Origin of the sequence: Paroceanicella profunda, from assembly GCF_005887635.2 — a bacterium.
Lineage (GTDB): Bacteria > Pseudomonadota > Alphaproteobacteria > Rhodobacterales > Rhodobacteraceae > Paroceanicella > Paroceanicella profunda.
The window spans coordinates 1,542,774-1,561,053 of sequence record NZ_CP040818.1; the positions used below are offsets into that span (position 1 = coordinate 1,542,774).

The following is an 18,280-nucleotide window of genomic DNA, read 5'->3' on the forward strand; positions in this document are numbered from 1 at the left end:
GGCGAGGGGGCAGGGAAGTGGGCCCCGGCGGGCGGGGGCCCGGAGGCGGGCCGCCGCCGCTCTCGTCACCCGGGCCTACTGGGCGGCGATCCTCGAGGGCAGGTCCGGGGCCTCCGCGCTGCCGGCATGGGCCATGTCCGCCGTCGGCCTGATGCGGAACCAGGTGGCGTAGAGGGCGGGCAGGAACAGCAGGATCAGCACCGTTCCGGCCGCCGTGCCGCCGATCAGCGTGTAGGCCATCGACCCCCAGAACACCGAATGCGTGAGCGGGATGAAGGCCAGAATGGCGGCCAGCGCGGTGAGGATCACCGGCCGCGTGCGCTGCACCGTGGCCTCGATGACGGCGTGATAGTCGCTGAGGCCGGCGGCGCGGTTCTCCTTGATCTGCTCGGTCAGGATCAGCGTGTTGCGCATCAGGATGCCGGCCAGCCCGATCAGGCCCAGGATGGCGTTGAAGCCGAAGGGCTGGTTGAAGGCCAGCAATACCGGCACCACGCCGACAAGGCCCAGCGGCGCCGTCAGCACCACCATCGTCATCGTCGAGAAGGACCGCACCTGCAGCATGAGCACGATCAGCGTTACCGCGATCATCAGCGGGAAGACCTTCCCGAGCGCGGTGTTGGCCTTGGCGGCCTCCTCGATGGAGCCGCCCATCTCGATCCGGTAGCCGGCCGGAAGCGAGGCGATCAGCGGCTGGAGCGCCTGCATGATCTCCTGCGAGACCTCCGGAGGCTGGGTTGCCTCGTCGATGTCCGAGCGGATGGTGATGAGGGGCGTGCGGTCCCGGCGCTTCAGGATCGGCTCCTCCAGCCGGATCGCGGCATGGCCGATCTGGTCGAGGGGAATGGCCCGGCCATCGCGGCTGATCAGCGAGAAATCCGCCAGATGTTCCGGGTCCAGCCGCTGGGCGCCGGCGCTGCGCGCGACGACGGGGACATTGCGGATGTCCTCGCGCACCCGGGTGACGGGCACGCCGGTGAGCAGGAACTGGAGCTGCTGGCCCACCTCGGCCGGGGACAGGCCGATGAGGTTCAGCCGGTCCTGGTCCGGGACGAAGCGCAGCACGGGGGTGCGGTCGCCCCAGTCACGGTTGGCCTGGCGCACGTCCGGAACGCCGCGCATGATCTCCAGCGCCTGCTCGGATATGGCGTAGAGCTGCGCCGGGTCCGGCCCCAGGATGCGGAATTCCACCGGGAAGGGCGTGTAGGGGCCGAACACGAGATGGGTGACGCGGACAGTCGCCTCCGGCGCCAGCCCGGCGGCCACCGCCGCGCGCAGCCGGTGGTTCAGCGCCTCGCGCGCCTGCGCATCCGGGGTCAGCACCACGATCTTGGCGAAGGCGGGGTCCGGCAGTTCCGGCGCCATGGCGAAGAAGAAGCGCGGCGCGCCCTGGCCGATGTAGCTGGTGAAGGTGCTTGCCTCGGGCTGGCCCTCCAGCCAGGTCTCGATCTTCTCCACGGTGGCGGTCGTCGTCCCGATGCTGGTGCCTTCGGGCAGGCGCACTTCCACCAGCACCTCCGGGCGGTCCGAGGTGGGGAAGAACTGCTGCTTCACGCCGCCCATGCCGAGAACGGCCAGCACGAAGACGATGCCCACCACGGCGCAGGTCGCGAACTTGTGGCGCACCGCGAAGACGATCAGCCGCCGCAGGCGCTGGTAGTTCGGTGTGCCGTAGATCGCCGCGTGGCCGCCCTCCACCGGCTTGATGTCCGGCAGCATCTTCACGCCGAGATAGGGCGTGAACACCACCGCGACGATCCAGGACACGATGAGCGCGAAGCCCACGATCCAGAAGATGTTCCCGGCATATTCCCCGGCCGTGGACCGCGCGAAGCCCACCGGAAGGAAGCCCGCGATGGTGACCAGCGTGCCGGAGAGCATGGGCGCGGCCGTGTGGCTCCACGCATAGGCCGCGGCCCTGATGCGGTCCATGCCCTCTTCCATCTTCACCACCATCACCTCGATGGCGATGATCGCGTCATCCACCAGCAGCCCCAGCGCCAGGATGAGCGCGCCGAGGGTGATCCGGTCGAAGAACCGGCCGGTTTCCAGCATCACGAGGAACACCACGGCCAGTGTCAGCGGCACCGCCGCCGCCACCACGATGCCGACGCGCCAGCCCATGCTGATCAGGCTGATCAGCAGCACCACGCTCAGCGCCATGGCGAATTTCAGCATGAACTCGTTGACCGCGGAGCGGATGTTGACGGCCTGGTCGCTCACCTTTTCCAGTGTCATGCCGAGGGGCAGCGTCTGCGCCAGGGCGGCGGTCCGGGCCGCCAGCGCGTCGCCCAGCGAGAGGCCGTTCCAGCCGTCCTGCATGACCGCGGAGAGCAGGATTGTGGGCTCCCCGTGATGGCGGATGAGGTAGGTCGGGGGGTCTTCGTAGCCACGGCGGATATCGGCGATGTCGGAGAGTTTCAGCATCCGTCCCGCGGCCGCGATCGGCGTGTCGGCGATGGCCTGCACGCTGTCATAGGCCCCGTCGACGCGGATGAACACCTGCGGGCCGTCCGTGTCGATCGAGCCCGCGGGGGTGACGGTGTTCTGCCGCTGCAGGGCGGCCATGACGTCCTGCGCGGACACGCCCAGCGTCGTCAGCCTGGCGTGGGAGAACTCCACGTAGATCTGCTCCGGGCGCTCGCCGACGATGTTGATCTTCTTCACGCCGGGCACGTGCAGCAGGTCCTGGCGGAGGACCTCGGCCTGCCGCGCGAGGTCGCGCATCGGCATGCCCTTCGCCTTCAGCGCGTAGAGCGCGAAGCTCACGTCCGAATACTCGTCGTTGACGAAGGGGCCGAACACGCCGGCGGGCAGGTTCGGGGCCTCGTCGCCGAGCTTCTTGCGGGCCTGGTAAAACTCCTCCTGCACCGCGGAGGGCGGCGTGCCGTCCTTCAGCGTGAGGGTCATGTAGGCGTAGCCGGGGCGGGTGGTGGTCTCCACCCGGTCATACCAGGTCAGCTCCTGCAGCCGCTTCTCCAGCGGTTCGGCGACGAGATCCTGCATCTCGCGCGCCGTGGCACCCGGCCAGGCGGTGGTGACCGTGAGGGTCTTGATGGTGAAATTTGGGTCCTCGCCCCGGCCGAGCATGAAGAAGGCATAGACGCCCGCAGCAGCCAGCAGCAGGATGAAGAACAGGGTGACGGCGCGTTCGCGCACGGCGAGCGCGGAGAGGTTGAAGCTCATCGCGTGCCCCCGGTGCCGGAGGCCGTCCTGACGCGCGCGCCCTCCTGCAGGAGATGCGCCCCGAGGGCCACGACCGGGTCTCCCGGCGTCAGGCCGGCGACCACGACCGCCTCGCTGCTCATGCGCAGGAGGGTGACGGGCCGGAAGCTCACGGTGGAGCTGGCGGCGTCCAGCACCCAGACGCCGGTGCGCGTGCCGTCGTCGAGCACCGCGCCCAGCGGCACCTGGACGTTCGGCTGCCCGCCCAGGCCGGTGATGCGGAGGGTGACCGTCGCGCCCAGCGGCGCCGCCGCGGCCGCGCCGTCGAGCACGTAGCGGGCCTCGAAGGTGCGGGTCTGCGGGTCGGCGGAATCAGACAATTGCCGCAGATGCGCCGGAACCCGGCTGTCGTCGCTGCCATAGATGCTGGCCTCCGCTGCCGAGCCGATCTCCGGGCGGATCGTCTCCGGAAGGGCGACCACCGCTTCGCGCGGCCCCGTGCGGGCGATCTGGACCACGGTCTGGCCGGCGGCAACCACCTGTCCCGGCTCGCCGCGGGTGTCGACCACCGTGCCGTCCGCGTCCGCCACCAGAACGGCATAGGTCGCCGCGTTCTCGGTGACCCGCGCCTCGGCCTCCGCGGCGGCGAGCTGCGCCGCCGCGGTGTCCGCCGCGGCCTTCGCCTGCTCGTAGCGCTGCCGCGGAACCCAGCCCTTCTTCAGCAGGCTGTCGTAGCGCGCCTCATCCGCCTGTGCCTGCACCAGAACCGCCTGCGCCGCCGCGACGGCGTTGCGCTGTGCGGTGAGGGCGAGGCGGAGGTCGGTGTCGTCGATCCGCATCAGCGGCTGGCCGGCGGTCACCTGCTGGCCCACGTCCACCAAGCGCTCCACGATCTTGCCGGGCACGCGGAAGCCGAGCGCGCTCTGCACCCGCGCCCCGATGACACCGGTGAAGCTGCGGTCGAACCCGATCACCGGCGCGGCCGCCACCATCCTGACGAGCGGCGCGTCCAGTCTCGGATCGTTTTCGGCCGCGGCCCGATGCGCGGGTGGGGACAGCACCACGAAGGCGGCGCCCGCCGCCCCCGCGATCAGCGCGCCCCCCAGCACGACCTTCGTTGCCTTCTTCATGCGCGTCGCCTCGTCAAAATTAGATTGCGTCCGAACTCTATATGGGAATATAGATTATGAATGCAATCCAAAAGGAGAGTGACGATGCGCGTGAGCCGCCTTCAAGCCGCGGAGAACCGGGAAACGGTGATCAACGTGGCCAGCCGCCTGTTCCGGGAACGCGGATTCGACGGCATCGGCCTGAAGGACCTGATGAAGGGGGCGGGGCTGACCCAGGGCGCGTTCTACAAGCAGTTCGCGTCGAAGGAGGACCTGGCGGTGCAGGCGTCGCGGCGGGCGCTGGAGGCCGCCCTCGGCCGATGGTCGGAGGCCGCCGCGCAGGCGCCGGAAGACCCGCTGGGCGCGGTGAGCGCCTTCTATCTCAGCACGGACCACCGCGCGGAGAAGATGGACGGCTGCCCGGTCGTGGCGCTCGGCTCGGATGCCGCCCGGCAGGGGCCGGACGTGAAGGCATCCTTCGAGGCCGGAATCCGGGAGTACCTCGCGCTCCTCGAGCAGTGGCTGGGCGAGGAGGCCGACGATGCGGCCCCGGCCGTTCTCTCGACCATGATCGGCGCGGTGCTCATCTCGCGGGCCGTGAATGACGAAGACCTGTCGGACCGGTTCCTCCAGGTCGCCGCGAAGCGGGTGCGGGCGGAGGCGCCCGTGCGCGATACCGGGCCGACAGGGGCCTGCTGACGCCGCGGGCAGGGGCATCGCCCGGGGAGAAGGGCCGACACCCGCCCGCCACATGGGCGCTGCATCTCGCGACGCGTCGGGGAAAAGGGCCGCGCGGGCGGCGAAAGCCCGTGCCTGCGGAGCGCACGCGCGTCCGCCGAGGGAATGCGTGCGGCTGCACGCGCTCGCGCGGCGGACCATGCGCGCGCGGCGGAACGCAGGTGCCGTCAGACGCTACGCGACCGTACCTGCTTGCGTGGCGCCCGTAGGCGCACAGGTCGTAAGCGCCTGCGTGGAGGACGGTGCGCGCGGCTGAACGCAGGTGGCCAGACGATGCGCGACCGTACCTGCTTGCGTGGCTCCCATAAGCGCACGGGCCGTGTGTGCTTGCGTGGAGGACGGTGCGCGCGACCGTACCTGCTCGCGCGGCGGATCATGTGCGCGCGGCTGAACTCAAAGACCGTACCTGCTTTCGCGGCGGAGGCGGGGCGCCGCCTGCTGCCGGCTGTCGGTGCGGGGTCAGGAGCGCAGGCGCGCCATCAGGTCCTCGTCCTGCCGGGCGATCACCGCTTCCGCCGTCTTGGCCACGGCCTCGTCGATCTGGTGCGCCGTGTGCTCGGAGGTGAGGAAGAAGCGCAGCCGGGCCTGCTTGTCGGGCACCGCGGGGGCGATGATCGGCAGGGCATTCACGCCGGCGCGCAACACGTCGTCGGCCGCGAAGGCGGTGCGCAGGCTGTCGCCGATGATCACCGGGGTGACCGCGTAGCCCTCGGAGAGGCCGGTGTCGAGCCCGGCCTCGCGCGCACGGGTGCGGAAGCGCTTGCCGTTCTCGGCCAGGCGCGCCACGCGCTCGGGCTCGCGCAGCATGATCTCCAGGCTCTTGCGCGCGGCCGCGGCCAGCGGCGCGGCGAGGCCGACGGAGAACACGAAGCCCGGCGCCGAGTAGCGCAGGATGTCGATCAGCGCCTTCGAGCCGGCGATGTAGCCGCCGCAGCTCGACAGGGTCTTCGACATGGTGCCCATCCAGATCTCGACTGTCGCCGGGTCCACGTTCTGGTGTTCGGCGATGCCGCGCCCCGTGGCGCCGAGCACGCCCAGCGAATGGGCCTCGTCGACCATCAGCCAGGCGTCATGGCGGGTTTTCACCTCCACGAAGCGCGGCAGGTCCGGGAAATCCCCGTCCATGGAGTAGAGCCCCTCGACCACGATCAGCACCCGGTCGAACTGCCGGCGCACGCGGCGCAGGGTCTCGTCGATCCAGGCGAAGTCGTTGTGCGGGAAGCTCATGCGCTGCGCGCCGGACAGGCGCACGCCCTCGGAGATGGAATTGTGGATCAGGCTGTCGACCAGAACGAGGTCCTTCGGGCCCATCATCGTGCTGATGGTCGAGACGTTCGTGGCGTGGCCGGAGACGAAGCACAGCGCGTCCTCGGTGCCGAGCGCGGTGGCGATGTCCTCCTCCAACGGGCGGTGATAGGCGTGCTCGCCGCCCACCAGCCTGCTGGCCCCGGCGGAGATGCCGTAGCGGTCCACCGCCTCGGTGGCGGCGGCGCGCACCTCCGGGTGGTCGTTCAGGCCGAGGTAGTTGTAGCTGGCGAAGTTGATGCAGCGCATGTTGCCGATCAGCGTCCGCGAGGCGTCCTCATGGGCGTGCACGCGGAAGAAGGGGCTGTCGATGCCGATCAGCTCCGCCGCGGCCTGCTGCAGGCGCATCTGCTTGAACGCGGGCAGGCCGGTGAAATCGAACCCATGCGCGGGGCGGGTGACGGGAGCGTCGTCGAGCGGCGCCTCGGAGGGGTGGTCCTGACGGCGCTGCCGGCGGGCGCTGCGCGCCTGCCTCAGCGAGTCTAGGAGCGGGTTCTCGGCCATTCGAAGTCAGTCCTTGATACTCGATGCGTGATCGGTCACGCGCTTCACGATATCCTCGTCGATGGCGTCGGTCACGCCCCCCATGTGCTTGCTCACCAGCTTGTCCGCGTTGTCGTCTCCGGTGACGGTGACGGACTGGCCGCGCAACTGGCCCAGGATGCGGCCGGAAAGCTGCGCCAGGGTCATGCCGTCGCCGATGGAGAGCAGCGGGATGGTGATGCCCATCGCCTCCTCGGCGGCGAGCTTCAGGTCCATCGCCATCAGGCTGTCGAAGCCGAGCTCGGTGAGCGGCTGGTAGGGGTCGATGTCCGAGGCCGGCTGGCGCAGGATTCGCGCCGTCTCGATGGCGAGCGCGGCGGTGATCTTCTTGATCGCCGCGTCGTCGGAGAGCCCGTCGATCATCGCCATCAGGTCGGCCACGCCGTCGGCCATGCCGCCCGGCTCGCCCATATCGATGCGCGAGAACAGCGGCCGGCTCAGCAACGCGAGGTCGGAGGCGAGGCTGCGCCAGCGCATCGGCGCGATGGAGACGGCGGCGTCCGGCAGCCCGGCGTCCAGCAGGTGGCGCAGGTTGGCCAGCGCCTCGGCGGCGGTGAGCATGCGGGTGCCCATCCGCTTGTCCAGCACCTCGCGGGTGCGGGTCTCGCGGGTGAGGTAGCCCTGGTCGGCGATCGGGCCCCAGGCGATGGCGAGGCCGGGGCGCCCGGCCTCCCGGCGCTCGGCGGCGAGGCTTTCCAGCGCGGTGTTCGCGGCCACGTAGGGCAGCTGGCCGGGGTTGCCGAACAGGGTGGTGACCGAGGAGTAGAGCCAGAAATGGTCCAGCGCGGCGTCGCGGGTCAGCTCGTCGAGCAGCCGCGCGCCGGTGATCTTCGGCGCCATCACCGCGTGGATGTCCTGCGCCGAGAGGTCGCGCTCCATCGCGTCGCGCAGCAGCATCGCGGCGTGGATCACCCCGCGCAGCGGCGCCTCGCCGGCCTCGATCTCGTGGATGATGCCGCGCAGGGCCGCGGTGTCGGTGATGTCCGCGGCGCGGGTCTCCACCCGGATGCCGGTTTCGCGCAGGGCGGCGAGCGCGGGCGCGTCCGCCTCGCGCGGAGCGCCGGAGCGGCTCACCAGCCAGATGGCGCTTGCGCCCTGGTCGGCCAGCCAGCGCGCGGTGGCGAGGCCGAAGCCCCCCAGCCCGCCGGCGATCAGCCAGGCATCGCGGATGGGCGCGGGTTCCGGGCGCTGCTTCGCGGCGCGCGGTTGCGGCGGGCAGACGATGATCTTGCCGATGTGGCGGGACTGCTGCATCAGCCGGAAGGCGTCGACGATCTCGGTGCCCTCGAAGATCTGGCACGGCGGGGCGGAGTAGTCGCCCTGCTCGAAGCCCGCGGCGATGTCCGAGAGCAGGCCCTCGGCCAGGTCCGGCCGCTGGCTCAGCAACTGGTCGGCATCGACACCGAAATAGCTGAGGTTCTTGCGGAACGGCCGCAGGCCCAGCCGCGTGTTGGCGTAGAAGTCGCGCTTGCCCAGCTCGATGAACCGGCCGAAGGGGCGCAGGCACTGCAGCGAGCGCTCCATCGCCTCGCCGGCGAGCGAGTTCAGCACCACGTCCACGCCGGTGCCCCCGGTCCAGGCCATCACGTCGTCGGAGAAGGCGAGGGAGCGGCTGTCGAACACCGCGTCGGCGCCGAGATGGCTCAGCAGCCGGCGCTTGGCCGGCGTGCCGGCGGTGGCGATCACCTTCGCGCCCATCCGCCGGGCGATCTGCAATGCCGCGAGGCCCACGCCGCCGGCGCCGCCATGCACCAGCAGGGTCTCGCCCCGGCGCAGGTTGGCCAGCGTGGCGAGCGCGTATTGCGCGGTCACGAAGATGGTGGGCACGGCGGCCGCGGTCTCGAAGGAGGTGCCGGCGGGCAGTTTCGCCACGCCCTCGGAGCCCACGGTGACATGGCTCGCGAAGCAGGAGGGCGCGAAGGCGATCACCGCGTCGCCCTTGCGGAAGCCGGACTGTCGGCCGGCGCGGATCACCGTGCCGGAGCATTCCATGCCCAGCGTGGGGCCGGCGAACCCGTCCTCCAGCGCCTCCTCGGGCAGGAGGCCCTGCGCCCACATCAGGTCGCGGAAGTTCAGGCCGGTGGCGCGCACCTCGATCTCCACCTCGCGCGGCCCGGGGGCGCGGCGGGTGGCGGCGTGCCAGCCCAGGGTGTCGAGGGCGGCCTGCTGGCCGATCTCCAGCCGCAGCGCGTCGCCGGTGCGGGCGTTGTCGCGCAGCTCACGGATCGGCTCCACCCGCGGCGAGAGCACGGTGCCCGGGCCGACGACGATCTCGGAATCCGACGGGCCGGAGAGCACGAGGCTGCACAGCTCCTCCGCCAGCGCCTCGGCCTCGATCTCGGGGGCGAAGTCGATGGTGCGGAAGTCGGTCTGCGGATACTCGTTCGCCAGCACGCGCATGGCACCCCAGGTGGCGGCATCGCCGGGCAGGCGGCCGGCGGCGGGGCCGGTGGCGCCGGGGCGGCCGCCGCGGCACACGGTCCAGATGCGCAGCGGCCGGTGCTCCAGCCCGATCAGGCTGCGCAGGGTCGCGATCCGCCGTTCGGCCACGCCCAGCGGGTCTTCCCCGTCCTGCGCGAGGTCGGCGAGGTGGATCACGTCCGTCGCGGGGGCGGAGTGCAGCGGCGCATCCCCGGCGGTGCAGCACTCCACCCGCAGGCCGGAGGTGGAGAGCGAGGCCTCCACGAAGGCGGCAAGCTGCAGGTTGGCGGGCCGCTGGTCGGCCAGCACCAGCAGCGCGGCGCGGTCGGTCTCGCTGCGCGCTTCGGGCAGGTTGGCGCGCACGGCCTGCTGGCGCGGGCGGCCGGTGAGCAGCACGGCTTCCACGGTGCCCGTGTCCAGCGGCTGGCGGGTGATCTCGCGGAACCCGTCGGAGAGCAGGTCCTCCCAGTCCGGGGTGCCGCGCTCGGCCCACCAGGCGGTGCTGCTGCCGTGCTGGAGGTCGCGCGCCAGGCTCGGCGCCGGCTCCACCGCCAGCAGGAGGCCGGAGAGCGCGAGGCTCTCGGACAGCAGCTCGCGGCGTTCGTCGGAGAGCTGGGCCAGGCTGTCCACCGAGAGGATCACGTCATGGCCCAGCGGCTCCAGCGCCTCGGAGATCGGGCGGATGGAGAGCGCGGGGTCATGCGGCAGGGTGCGGCGCATCAGCTCCACCTGCCGCTCGGTGGCGGCGGTGACGGTGACCGTGTCCACCCGGCCGCCGGCCAGCAGCCCGGCCAGCGCCGCCGGCGGCACGGAGCCGAGCAGCAGCACGTTCAGCCGGTCATCGCCCGGCCAGTGTTCGGCGAGATCGACCAGCACCCGCGCGGAGACCTGCCACAGCGCGCGCTGCGCCGCGGAGAGGTCCACGCCTCCGGGCGCCGGCGCCTCGGCGGGCAGGCCATCGGTCAGCAGCCCGGCCAGCGTGGTCTCCAGCCGCATCAGGTCCAGCACGTCGGAGGCGCGCTCCGGCGCCTCGCGGATCAGCATCTCGACCAGCTCGTCCATGCCCGGGAAGGGGCAGGTGGTGGCCAGTCGGTCATCCTCCACCGCGCCGTCCTCTTCCAGCGCGGCGCGCATGCGCTCGAACAGCGGCAGGGCCGAGGCGTCCACCCGCTGCGGCACCGGCGGCAGGCGGCCGCCCTCGGCATGGGGCGCGACGGCATCCCAGCACAGGCGCCGGCAGGCGGCGTCCAGCAGCAGCGCGCCGGCGTCGGGGTCCGGCTCGGAGACGGAGGCCGCCCCGAGGGCGCGCAGCCTTGCTGCGGGCGAGGCCCAGCCCTTCGGCAGGGCGACGTTGAAATCCGTCGGGCGCAGCCGCACGAGACGCTGGCGCCAGGCGATGTCGTCACGCCCGGTGCGGCCGTGCAGGCGCGCGGCCTGCAGGCGCAGCCCCTCCACCGCCGCCACGGTCTCGCCATCGGCGCCGTGCAGGGTGAGGCGCAGTTCCACGCCGCGCACGGAGCGCCGGGTGATCTCGATGCGCACGGAGGTGGCGTCGATGCCCGGGCGCAGCAGGCGCAGGGCGCCGAAGCGCACCGGCAGGAACACCAATCCGTCGATGCTGCCCTCCGGCGCGTGCTCGGTCACCAGGCGGAACACCCCGTGCATGCCGGCGTCGAGCTGGGCGGGGTTGAGGCAGAAGCGCGCGTCCTGCGGGCCGCGGGCCGGGTCGATCTCGGCCCGGGCCCGGGCGCCGGAGACGCGGACATTGTCCGCCAGCGCGAAGCTGGGGCCGTAGGCGAGGCCGAGCGCGGCCAGCGGCGGATAGAAGGCCGCGGCGGGAAGCGGGGTGCCGCCGCTGAAATCCGCGATGCGCGCATGCGCCGTGGAGGGCATGGAGCGCACGGTGCCGAAGGCATGCAGGGCCCAGTCGCCGTCCGAAAGGCGCGGCCGCGCCTCGATGCGCACCACGCCGGTGAGCACGTCGCCGGTCACCCGGGTCTCGGCGCCGCCGGTCTGCGCGTCCAGCACCAGCGGGCGGAGGATCTCGAAATCGCTGAGCTCGACGGTCTCGCGGCCCAGCATCCGCGTTCCGGCGGCCAGGGCCATCTCCACGAAGCCGGCGGCGGGGAACACGATGGCCCCGTCCACCTGGTGGTCGGCCAGCCAGGGCAGGGTGCGGGGGTTCACGTCGCCCTGCCACACGGTCTGGCCCAGCACCATCGGGCGGCCGATCAGCGGATGGAAGTCCTGCAGGCCCCAGTTGTTCGCGGCTTCGCAGGTGGCTTCGGCGCGGAAGGCGGTGTTGGCCCAGGGGTAGGAGGGCAGGGCGTCGGGCGCCGTGGCGCGCGGGCCGAAGAAGGCGGTGCGGTCCAGCGCGGCGCCCACGGTGAAGGCGGCGGCGGCCATGGCGGCGGCCGGCGTGTCCGCCGCCGCGCCCTGGTCCAGCGTCCTGGCGAAGGTGCCGGAATGGCCCAGCCCGCGCAGCTTGTCCTTCACGTAGTTCTGCAGCACCGGGCGCGGAGAGATTTCGACGAAGGTCTGCACCCCGGCCTCGCACAGCGCCTCCACGGCTTCCTCGAAGCGCACCACCTCGCGGGCGTTGCGCCACCAGTAATCCGTGTCGAGCGACTTGCCGTGCGCCACCTGCCCCGTGGTGGAGGAGGCGTAGAGGACGGTGCTCTCCTGCGGCTGCAGGCCCTTCAGGTCGTCGATCATGCGCCGGCGCAAGGGCTCCACCGCCGGGCTGTGGTAGGGGTGGTCGATCTCCAGCATCACGCCGGCCACCCGGCGGGTCTTGCGCAGATGGGCGAGCAGCGCCTTGATCGCCGCGCGGTCGCCGGAGACGGTGACGGAGCGCGGGCTGTTCATGCCGGCGATGCACACGCCCTGGATGCCCGAATCCTCCAGCGCGGCCTCCACGTCGGCCGGGCCGGCGGAGACCGCGGCCATGCCCCCCGTGCCGCGCAGCGTGTCGAGCGCCAGCGAGCGGGTGTGGATGAGCTGGACGGCGTCGGAGAGCGAGATGATGCCGGCGGTGCAGGCGGCGGCGACTTCGCCCACCGAATGCCCGGCCACGGCGTCCGGCTTCAGCCCCTCCGCGGCCAGCGCCGCGACCGTGGCCATCTGCACGCCGAACAGCACCGGCTGCGCCACGGCGGCGGAGCCGAGCTGCGCCTCCAGGTCGTCCGCGGCAAGGAGGGCCTTCAGGTCGGCCCCGCCGCGCTCGGCGAACAGGGCGGCCACGGTGTCGAACCGGGCGGCGAACACCGGGTTCGTCTCATGCAGGAAGCGCCCCATGCCGGCCCATTGCGAGCCATTGCCGGAGAAGACGAAGGCGGTCTTGCCGGCGGTGCGGGTGCTGCGCCCGGAGACGAGCCCGGGCAGCTTGCGCGCGCCGATATGGGCGTCCAGCGCCTCGACCAGCTCCTCGCGGCTGGTGCCCAGGGCGACGAGCCGGTGCGGCATGGTCTCCCGGCGCCAGGCGGCGGCATTGGCGAGGGCGGGCACCTCGGCCTCGGCGGCATCGGCCAGCCGGTCGCGCCAGGCGCGGGCCAGTTCGGTGAGGCTCTCGGCCGTGGCCGCGCTCAGCGGCAGGGCCCGCGGCGCGGGAGCGGGGGCGAGGCCGCCGCGCTCGGCCGCTTCGGGCTGGCGCAGCAGCACATGCGCGTTCGCGCCGCCGAAGCCGAAGGAGTTCACCCCGGCCACCCAGGGCCGCTCGCGCCGCGGGATGTCCCGCGCCTCGGTGGCGACCTCGAGGTTCAGCGTGGCGAAATCGATGTTCGGGTTCAGCTCCCTCACGTGCAGCGAGGCGGGCAGGCGGTGCTTTTCCAGCGCCATCTGCGCCTTCAGCAGGCCCACGAGGCCGGAGGCGGGCTCCAGATGGCCGAAATTCGTCTTGGCCGAGCCCACGGGCAGGGCGCTGCCGCGCGGCTGGCCGAAGGTCTCGCCGATGGCCATGGCCTCGATCGGGTCACCCACCGCGGTGCCGGTGCCATGCGCCTCGAGGAAGGCAAGGTCGTCCGGGTTCAGCCCGAAGGCCTCGCGCATGTGTTCGAGCAGGGCGCGCTGGCGCGGCATGGAGGGCAGCGACATGCCCACCGTGCGGCCGTCGGAGTTGATTCCCGAGCCCATGAGCATGGAGCGCACGATGTCGCCCTCGGCCCGGGCCACGTCGCCGCGGCGCAGGATGAAGGCCACCGCGCCCTCGGAGCGCACGTAGCCGTCGGCCGAGGCGTCGAAGGCCTTGCACAGCCCGTTGGGCGAGAGCATCGAGGCGCGCGAGAAGCCCACGAAGGGCCCGGGCGACAGCAGCAGGTTCACCCCGGCGACGATGGCAGTGTCGATCTCGCCCTTCGCCAGCGACTGGCAGGCCTGGTGCAGCGCGTAGAAGGAGGAGGAGCAGGCGGTGTCCACCGTGAAGGAGGGCCCGCGCAGGTTCAGCAGGTAGCTGATGCGGTTCGAGACGATCGACAGGGTGTTGCCGGTCATGAACTGGCTGTCGATTCGCGACAGGTCGAAGAAGAAATGGTTCGAGTAATCCGAGCTGGAGGCGCCCACGAACACGCCCGTGCGTTCCGAATTCATCTCGCCGGGCCGCAGCCCGCCATGCTCCAGCGCCTCCCAGACCACCTGCAGCAGCACGCGGTGCTGGGGGTCCATCTGCGTGGCTTCGCGCGGGGAGAGCGAGAAGAAGCCCGGGTCGAAATCCCAGACATTCTCCAGCTGTCCGGCGGCCAGCGTGTAGGACTTGCCGCGGGCGGAGGGATCGGGGTCGTAGATCAGCCCGGTTTCGAAGCGGTCCCTGGCGATTTCGGAGATGACGCAGCTGCCGTCTTCCAGGATCTTCCAGAAGTCGGTCGGGGAGGAGGCCCCGGGCAGGCGACACGCATATCCGGTAACCGCAATGTCGTAGCCGCTGAAGTCAGTGCTCATGCACGGTACCTTTTGATGTCTCGGGATGCCATGCCGCCAACTCGCGGCATCCTGCCCGAGTGTGTGCTGTCGCCAACAAGGAGTCGTCCCACATGCCTGCCACTGTTTTTGCAGTGCAGCATTCTCTGCACCTTAGCTGAAGTAACGAGGCCTTCAAGCCACCATTTGCCCGATTCTTCACGATATTTCTGCCGGCGTCCATCATCCTGGTTCGATGCGTGCCGCAAAAACACGCTCAAGACGCTCGGAGATTGCGGGGGGGAGCAGGTTCGCACCCCAGGCGAGCAGGGCGAGCGGCAGCGGAAAGATCACCGAGGAGCGTCCGCGCCGCGCGCCGGAGAGGATGATGCGCGCCGCGCGCTCCGCGCTCATCTCGAAGGGCTTGAACCCGCCGTGCCGCGCGGACATGGGCGAGGTGACGAACCCGGGGCAGACCACCGTCACCCCCACGCCCAGGGGGCGCAGCCAGCCGCGCAGGGCGATGCCATAGGCCCGCACCCCGGCCTTGGAGGCGGAATAGGACGGCAGGTCCGGCTGCGGCCGGATGGCGGCCATCGAGGATATCAGCACGAACCGCCCGGCCTTGCGGGCCATCATCGGCTCCAGCAGCGGCTCCACCGTGTTGAGCACGCCGAGCAGGTTGGTTTCCACCTGGGCGCGGCCCAGCCCCTCCGGCTCGGGCCTGTCACGCCCCGACAGGCCGCCGGAGATGCCGGCATTGGCGATCACCAGGTCGACCGGCCCCAGCGCGTCGTAATCGGCCAGCAGGCGGGCCATGCCGTCGGTATCGGTGACGGAGAGCGTGGCCGTGTCCACGCGGGTGCCCTTCATGCGCAGCAGGTCGCCCACCGCCTCCAGCCGGGCGGCGTTGCGCCCGACCAGCAGGATCTCGCGGTCCGGTCCGGCCAGTTCGGCGGCCAGTGCGGCGCCGATGCCGGAGGAGGCGCCGGTGAGGACGATGCGTCTGAAGTCGGTCATCTGGTCAATCGACCTCCGCTGGGGCGAGAAGCCGCCCGGCCACGGCCTCGGCGCCGGGCCTGGCGCCTGTGCCGTCGAAATTTCCCGGAACCTGAATCGTGGCTGCCAGGGCACGCAGGAACGCATCGAGAAGCTCTGCATCCGGGCGGGGCGGGCTCTGCCAGAAGGCGTCGAGCCCGTCCTGCGCGGTGAGGCCGGGGACATCGTAGATCGCCCTGCCGAGAGCCAGCACCGGCACGCCGGCGCGCAGCGCCGTGAGGCCAACGGTCGAGTTCACGGTTACAACTCCCACCATCTCCGACAACATAGTGTCGAGAGTGCCGCCGTCGAGCCAGACGCACCGGGGATGCCCGCTGTCGCGCACCAGCCGCGCCCAGGGCGCGTGGCCGTTGTCGAGCGGGTGAGGCTTGACGATGAGCATCGCATCCGGCCCGGCATGGGCCGCGTGGGAGGCGATCACCCGGTTCAGGGTGGCCCGCAAGCCCTCCTCCGGCCCGTGCAGGCGGATCTGGTAGTCGGTTTCGAGCTGCAGGGGCAAGAGGAATTTCGGACCGCGGTGCGCCGCGATGCGGGCGAGGGCGGCGTCGCGGCCCCGGGCGCGGGCCGGGTAGCGCAGCGCCTTGCCCACCCATCCGGCCCATTCGCGCAAGGGCCCGTCCAGGGCATGGGTGCGGTAATGCGGGTAGAAGATCCGCCCCGTCAGCAGGTTGGCCAGGCTGAAGGATACGTCCATGGCCGAGAAGGCGGCGAAGCTGGAACGGTAGGACGGCCGGGGCAGCGGCGGCGCATCTGCCGCGAGGCGGCGGATCGTCGCGGGATCGGAGGGGAAGCGGCTGTGCCCGCCTGTGCCGTCGGGCTCCACGGTGAGGAAGGCCGGGCGCAGGTATCCCTGCTCGACCAGGTGCACGCGGACCCCCTCGGGGCGCAGCGCCGCGATGGCGGCAGCGTGCAGGAACCGCCCGTCCCCGAGGCTCACCATGTCGGTGATGCCGCGCTCCGCGGCAAGGGCGCGGGCGAAGCCGGGCCAGTCCTCGCGGCGGCCGCGGAAGGCCACGGCGCCGGGGCCGCGCCAGAACAGCCGGTCGCCCGGGCAGAAGATCACCCGGGTCACGTCGGCGCCCGAGCGCCGCAGCGCCTCGGCAAGATAGGTGAAGAACCAGGAGCAGGGACCTTGCAGCAGCAGGAAGTGGCGGCGCGTCGTCGGCATGTGGCTCCTGAGGTGGTTCCCGAGGTGGCTCCTGATGCGGTGTCCGCTGCCGGGTGCGTTGCCCGGTCTCGTGTTGACAGCCTACCTTCCTCTGTCTATCCACTGCGGCGGACAAGTTGAAGCCCTTTTGCCTTCAGGACCCATGCCCCCCTCACGCCGATTCCTGTTCCTGCAGGGCCCCCCGGGCCTGTTCTGGGTCCGTCTGGGCGATGCCCTCAGGGCGCGTGGCCATGGCGTGCGGCGCATCAACCTCAACACGGCCGACTGGCTGAGCTGGCCCCGCCGCGGCGCGGACAATTACCGCGGCGGCTTCGACGGCTGGGAGGCCTGGCTCGGCGCCTATCTCGCGCGCGAGGGCATCACCGACATCCTCTACTACGCCGACCGGCTGCCCTACCACGTGGCGGCGCTGGCACAGGCGAAGGCGCGCGGCATCCGCGTGCACGCCATCGAGTTCGGATACCTGCGCCCGGACTGGCTGACCATGGAGCCGGAGGCCATGGGCCGGCACTCCACCATCCCGTCCGACCCGGCCGAGATCCGCCGCCTCGCCGCCGGCCATCCGGACCCGGACATGACGGCGCGCTACACCCACGGCTTCTGGGCGGAAAGCATGCGCGAGGTGAGCTACAACCTCGCGATGGTGTTCGGGCGCCCGCTCTACCCGTTCTACCGCTCGGACAAGTATTACTGGCCGGTGGCCGAATACCTCGCATGGCTCACCCAGCTTGTCACCGGCATGGTGACGGGCCCGCGCCACGAGGCGAGGGTGGACCGCGCACTTTCCGGCGCCTACCCGTTCTACCTCGTCGCGCTGCAGCTGCAGATGGATTACCAGATCCGCGCCTCCACCGATTACGGCCATATCGAGGAGATGCTCGACGAGGTGGCCGCCAGCTTCGCCGCGCATGCCCCCGCCGACTCGCGCCTGGTCATCAAGACCCACCCGCTGGACTGCGGGCTGGAGTTCTGGCCGCGCCGGGTGGCGCGCGTGGCCCGGCGCCACGGCATCGCCGGCCGGGTGGAGCTGGTCGACAGCATGCGCCTCGCGCCGCTGATCCAGGCCTCGCGCGGGGTGATCCTCGCCAATTCCACCGTCGGGCTGCACGCGATCGGGGTGGAGAAATCGGTGATCGCCCTCGGCGACGCGGTGTTCAACATGGCCGGCCTCACCCATCAGGGCGGGATCGACACGTTCTGGACCGCGCCGGAGCCGGTGGACCCCACCCTCGCCCGCGACCTGCGCCGGGCCCTTGCCGCCCATTGGCAGGTGCGCGGCTCGTTCTACAATCCCGAGGGGGTGAAGGTGGCGATTGCGGGCATCTGCGCCCGGCTGGAAGCCCTGCCGCCGCTCTGAGCCGCCGTCTCCTCCTCGCGCCATCCGTCCCGGCGGATGCAGCCGGTTATCCGGCACGCCCCCCGTCCGGTCTCCGCACCCCTCCCGCCGGTGTCCCGGCAGGTGCCGAGGTTCCTGCCAGACGCAGGGCGGGCCGCGCCGCTCCCACCCGAGCCACGCCATCCGGCAGTGCAGCCCGCAGCCGGTCTCCGACGCGCCCCCGCTATCCACCGGACCTCACGCCACAGAGCGGTCATGGCGCATGCCGCCTGAACGGGTGCCCGCCTTCGGCCCCCCGGCCCTTCGCAGGTGCGCCAGCCGTCCACCGCAGCCCGCGCCACAGTCCGGTTCCGGGGCATGCCGCCTGAACGGGTGCCCGCCTTCGGACCCCCGGCCCTTCGCAGGTGCGCCAGCCGTCCACCGCAGCCCGCGCCACAGTCCGGTTCCGGGGCATGCCGCCTGAACGGGTGCCCGCCTTCGGACCCCCGGCCCTTCGCAGGTGCGCCAGCCGTCCACCGCAGCACGCGTCACAGTCCGGTTCCGGGG

The 18,280-nt window shown here is 71.6% G+C and carries 8 protein-coding genes; 2 read left to right on the plus strand and 6 right to left on the minus strand.

Features of this window, described 5'->3' with window-relative positions:
- Positions 1–75: 75 nt before the first annotated feature.
- Together FDP22_RS06980 and FDP22_RS06985 are read right to left on the minus strand one after the other, a co-directional pair.
- Positions 76–3,186 (minus strand): efflux RND transporter permease subunit, encoded by a 3,111-nt coding sequence (locus tag FDP22_RS06980; RefSeq protein ID WP_138572402.1) that lies wholly within the window; start codon positions 3,184–3,186, stop codon positions 76–78.
- A complete protein-coding gene (locus tag FDP22_RS06985) occupies positions 3,183–4,295 on the minus strand; it encodes an efflux RND transporter periplasmic adaptor subunit (RefSeq protein WP_138572400.1) in 1,113 nt (370 codons plus the stop codon). The genes FDP22_RS06980 and FDP22_RS06985 overlap by 4 nt, the downstream gene beginning before the upstream one ends.
- Positions 4,296–4,379: 84 nt before the next feature.
- Here FDP22_RS06985 and FDP22_RS06990 point away from each other — a divergent pair, with 84 nt between their 5' ends.
- A complete protein-coding gene (locus FDP22_RS06990) occupies positions 4,380–4,973 on the plus strand; it encodes a TetR/AcrR family transcriptional regulator (RefSeq protein ID WP_138572398.1) in 594 nt (197 codons plus the stop codon).
- Positions 4,974–5,471: 498 nt separating this feature from the next.
- Here FDP22_RS06990 and FDP22_RS06995 read toward each other — a convergent pair whose 3' ends face one another.
- From FDP22_RS06995 to FDP22_RS07010, 4 genes are all read right to left on the minus strand, one after another.
- The gene (locus tag FDP22_RS06995) at positions 5,472–6,821 is read right to left on the minus strand and encodes an aminotransferase class I/II-fold pyridoxal phosphate-dependent enzyme (RefSeq protein ID WP_138572396.1); all 1,350 of its coding nucleotides are present in this window, start codon (positions 6,819–6,821) and stop codon (positions 5,472–5,474) included.
- A 6-nt stretch (positions 6,822–6,827) separates the two neighbouring features.
- Positions 6,828–14,213, minus strand: coding sequence for a type I polyketide synthase (locus FDP22_RS25135; RefSeq protein ID WP_138572394.1), 7,386 nt, complete (start codon positions 14,211–14,213; stop codon positions 6,828–6,830).
- A gap of 201 nt (positions 14,214–14,414) precedes the next feature.
- Positions 14,415–15,191 (minus strand): SDR family NAD(P)-dependent oxidoreductase, encoded by a 777-nt coding sequence (locus tag FDP22_RS07005; RefSeq protein ID WP_138572393.1) that lies wholly within the window; start codon positions 15,189–15,191, stop codon positions 14,415–14,417.
- 4 nt (positions 15,192–15,195) lie between these two features.
- Positions 15,196–16,398: a capsule polysaccharide biogenesis protein gene (locus FDP22_RS07010; RefSeq protein WP_138572392.1), complete on the minus strand. Its 1,203-nt coding sequence runs from the start codon at positions 16,396–16,398 to the stop codon at positions 15,196–15,198.
- Positions 16,399–16,540: 142 nt separating this feature from the next.
- Between FDP22_RS07010 and FDP22_RS07015 the strand changes: the two genes are divergently transcribed.
- A complete protein-coding gene (locus tag FDP22_RS07015; RefSeq protein WP_170317615.1) occupies positions 16,541–17,755 on the plus strand; it encodes a capsule polysaccharide biogenesis protein in 1,215 nt (404 codons plus the stop codon).
- Positions 17,756–18,280 lie beyond the last annotated feature (525 nt).

What these genes read in the sequence shown, in the direction of transcription:
- FDP22_RS07005 (WP_138572393.1), bottom strand. Translation starts at nt 15,191, where the DNA reads ATGACCGACTTCAGACGCATCGTCCTCACCGGCGCCTCCTCCGGCATC.
- FDP22_RS06995 (WP_138572396.1), bottom strand. Translation starts at nt 6,821, where the DNA reads ATGGCCGAGAACCCGCTCCTAGACTCGCTGAGGCAGGCGCGCAGCGCC.
- FDP22_RS07015 (WP_170317615.1), top strand. Translation starts at nt 16,541, where the DNA reads ATGCCCCCCTCACGCCGATTCCTGTTCCTGCAGGGCCCCCCGGGCCTG.
- FDP22_RS25135 (WP_138572394.1), bottom strand. Translation starts at nt 14,213, where the DNA reads ATGAGCACTGACTTCAGCGGCTACGACATTGCGGTTACCGGATATGCG.
- FDP22_RS06990 (WP_138572398.1), top strand. Translation starts at nt 4,380, where the DNA reads ATGCGCGTGAGCCGCCTTCAAGCCGCGGAGAACCGGGAAACGGTGATC.
- FDP22_RS07010 (WP_138572392.1), bottom strand. Translation starts at nt 16,398, where the DNA reads ATGCCGACGACGCGCCGCCACTTCCTGCTGCTGCAAGGTCCCTGCTCC.
- FDP22_RS06980 (WP_138572402.1), bottom strand. Translation starts at nt 3,186, where the DNA reads ATGAGCTTCAACCTCTCCGCGCTCGCCGTGCGCGAACGCGCCGTCACC.
- FDP22_RS06985 (WP_138572400.1), bottom strand. Translation starts at nt 4,295, where the DNA reads ATGAAGAAGGCAACGAAGGTCGTGCTGGGGGGCGCGCTGATCGCGGGG.